The 2995-nt window shown below is 71.2% G+C and carries 3 protein-coding genes and 1 pseudogene; 3 read left to right on the forward strand and 1 reads right to left on the reverse strand.

Annotated features, from left to right (window positions below):
- Together WAL33_RS13555 and WAL33_RS13560 are read left to right on the forward strand one after the other, a co-directional pair.
- Positions 1-920: PLP-dependent aminotransferase family protein (locus WAL33_RS13555; RefSeq protein ID WP_422182074.1), on the forward strand; the 920-nt coding region annotated here is incomplete at its 5' end.
- Positions 921-1003: 83 nt separating this feature from the next.
- On the forward strand, positions 1004-1390 hold the full coding sequence (locus WAL33_RS13560) for an OsmC family protein (RefSeq protein ID WP_422182075.1): 387 nt from the start codon (positions 1004-1006) through the stop codon (positions 1388-1390).
- Positions 1391-1491: 101 nt separating this feature from the next.
- Here WAL33_RS13560 and ispG read toward each other — a convergent pair whose 3' ends face one another.
- Positions 1492-2631, reverse strand: coding sequence for a flavodoxin-dependent (E)-4-hydroxy-3-methylbut-2-enyl-diphosphate synthase (gene ispG / locus WAL33_RS13565; RefSeq protein ID WP_422182076.1), 1140 nt, complete (start codon positions 2629-2631; stop codon positions 1492-1494).
- Between the two features lie 121 nt (positions 2632-2752).
- On the opposite strand from ispG, the pseudogene WAL33_RS13570 reads away from it, so the two are divergent.
- Positions 2753-2995, forward strand: a pseudogene (locus tag WAL33_RS13570) (hypothetical protein); the annotation flags it as partial.

The following is a 2995-nucleotide window of genomic DNA, read 5'->3' on the forward strand; positions in this document are numbered from 1 at the left end:
GCGCGGACTGGACGCGACTGGCCTGCACGGCGGGCGCCCAGCAGGCCCTGGCCCTGGCGTTCGGCGCGGTGGCGCGGCCGGGCGACACGGTGCTGTGCGAGGCCTCGACCTTCTACGGCGTCAAGGCGCTGGCCGAGCACGCCGGCTATCGCCTCAAGGGCCTGGCCATGGACGCCGAGGGCCTGCGCCCCGACGCCCTGGACGAGGCCGCCGCCACCGGCGCCTACAAGGCCGTCGCCGTCCAACCCACCCTGCAAAACCCCACCGGCCGGGTCATGGGCGCCGAGCGCCGCGCCCAGATCGTCGCCGTGGCCCGCAAGCGCGACCTGCTGCTGATCGAGGACGACATCTACGCCGTCTATGCGCCCGACGCCCCGCCACCGTTCGCGGTGCTGGCCCCGGAGCGGACCTTCCACGTCTCGGCGGTGTCCAAGTCGCTGGCCCCCGGCTTGCGCCACGGCTTCCTGATCGCCCCGCCCGGCGATCACATGGACCGGGTGCTGCGCGCCGTCCGCGCCCTGGCCTACGCACCGCCGGCCTTCGGCGGCCTGATCGCCACCCAGTGGATCGAGGACGGCACGGCCGACGCCATCGTCGCCGAGGTGCGCGAGGAGATGACCGCCCGCCTGGCCCTGGCCCGCCAGGTCCTGGGTCAAGCCATCGAGACGCCGATGTCGGCCAGCGCCCCGCACGTCTGGCTGCCGATGTCGGAGCTGGACGCCGAGCGCCTGGCCGGCCGGGCCCTGCGCGGCGGCGTCGAACTGACCCCGCCCTCGGCCCCGGTGGTGGAGCCCGGAGCAACCACCGGCGTGCGGTTGTGCCTGGGCGCGGCCCGGGACCGCGGAGAGCTGGAGAGGGGGCTCAGGATCGTCGCGGCGGCGGTGTCGAACGTGGACGAGCGCTCGCGGGCGGTGATCTAAGCGGCGCGGCCCGGGAATTCTGCAAGACGGACCCGCGGCGCATCGCCTATTGAGCGCCCGCACACCCAAGTGAGGAGCCTCCAATGGCCACCGCCACCGTCCATATCGGCGACGTCCGCTACGCCACCACGATCACCACCGGCCGCCACGCCCTGACGGCCGATGAGCCCGAGCGCAACGGCGGCCAGGACGTCGGGCCCGCGCCGTTCGACCTGCTGCTGGCCTCGCTGGGCGCCTGCACGGCGATGACGTTGAAGATGTACGCCGAGCACAAGGACTGGCCTCTGGAGGCGCTGGAGGTGCGGCTGCACTACCACGGCGGCGAAACCCCGCCCCGGATCGAGCGCGTGCTGGTCCCGGCCGGTCCGCTCGACGACGCCCAGCGCGCACGCCTGGCCGACGTGGCCGAGCGCACGCCGGTCACCCTGGCGATCAAGGGCGGCGTGCCGATCCAGACGTCGCTGGGCTGAAGCCTCGGCCGGTTCACGTGCGATAGACGATGGCCGTTCCGTCCTGATTGATGGGGTCGCACATTTGGGCGCCGCCGCAGACGCCCTAGCTCGAAACCAGCCTATTCAGCCGCCAGCGCTCCAGCGTCCTGGGTCGCTTTCAGCTCCTCGGCGCGCTTTTCGACCAGCTCGACGATGTGGTCGATCATGCCGTCGTTGGACTGCTTGTGGTCGGGCTTGCCGGCCATGTAGATCATGCCTGAGCCGGCGCCGCCGCCGGTGAAGCCCAGGTCGGTCATCAGGGCCTCGCCGGGACCGTTGACCACGCAGCCGATGATCGACAGCGACATCGGCTGGCTGATGTGGGCCAGGCGCTGCTCCAGCGCCTCCACCGTCTTGATCACGTTGAAGCCCTGACGGGCGCACGACGGGCAGGCGATGATGTTGACGCCGCGGTGGCGCAGGCCCAGCGATTTCAGGATATCGAAGCCGACCTTGATCTCCTCGACCGGGTCGGCGGCCAGCGAGACCCGGATGGTGTCGCCGATGCCGGCCCACAGCATCGAGCCGATGCCGATCGACGACTTGACCGTGCCGGTGCGCAGCGCCCCGGCCTCGGTGACGCCCAGGTGCAGCGGACAGTCGATGCGCTCGGCCAGCTGGTAATAGGCCGCCACCGTCATGAACGGGTCGGAGGCCTTCACCGAGATCTTGAACTCGTGGAAGTCGTGGTCCTGCAGGATGCGGGCGTGGTTCAGGGCGCTCTCGACCATGGCGTCGGGGCAAGGCTCGCCGTACTTTTCCAGCAGCTCGCGCTCCAGCGACCCGGCGTTGACGCCGATCCGCATCGAGCAGCCGTGGTCGCGGGCCGCCTGGATCACGTCGCGCACGCGGTCGGGCGAACCGATATTGCCCGGATTGATCCGCAGGCAGGCCGCGCCGGCCTGGGCCGCCTCGATGCCGCGCTTGTAGTGGAAGTGGATGTCGGCCACGAGCGGCACCCGCGACTCGCGGGCGATGGTCTTGAAGGCCGCCGTCGAGTCGGTGTCGGGGCACGAGACGCGGACGATATCGGCGCCGGCCTCCTCCAGCTGACGGATCTGCTCCAGCGTCGCGGCGGCGTCGCTGGTCAGGGTGTTGGTCATCGACTGGACCGTGATCGGCGCGTCGCCGCCGACCTCGACATTGCCGACACGGATCTTCCGCGATTGGCGACGCTCAATCTGGCGCCAGGGACGAAGGTGGGTGTGGTCTGCGGCCATGCCGTCAATCTAAGGGGTTTGGCGCCATAACCCAAGTGCGTCGCACAAATGTCGTCGGCGCCACGATCCTGACGCGAGCCGATGATCTCTAAACCCTCCCGGAGACAGACCTGGAGCTTCGATGAGCGGGCGGCCGCAGCCGTACGATCCCCTGGTTCCGACGCCGGTCCATCGCCGGCGAGCGACGGCGGACGGCTTCATCGCCGGGGCGCTCAGCGTCGCGGCCCATGGCGCGCTCCTGGCCGCCCTGTGGGCGGTGCGCGTCCAGCCTCCGGTGATTGCGGAGCCGGAGCCGATCGTCGTGGCCCTGTACGCGCCGCCGCCTCCCCCGCCCGAGCCGCCCAAGCTCGCGCCCGAACCGGCC

The organism is Caulobacter sp. (genome assembly GCF_049283275.1).
Taxonomy (GTDB): Bacteria; Pseudomonadota; Alphaproteobacteria; order Caulobacterales; family Caulobacteraceae; genus Caulobacter.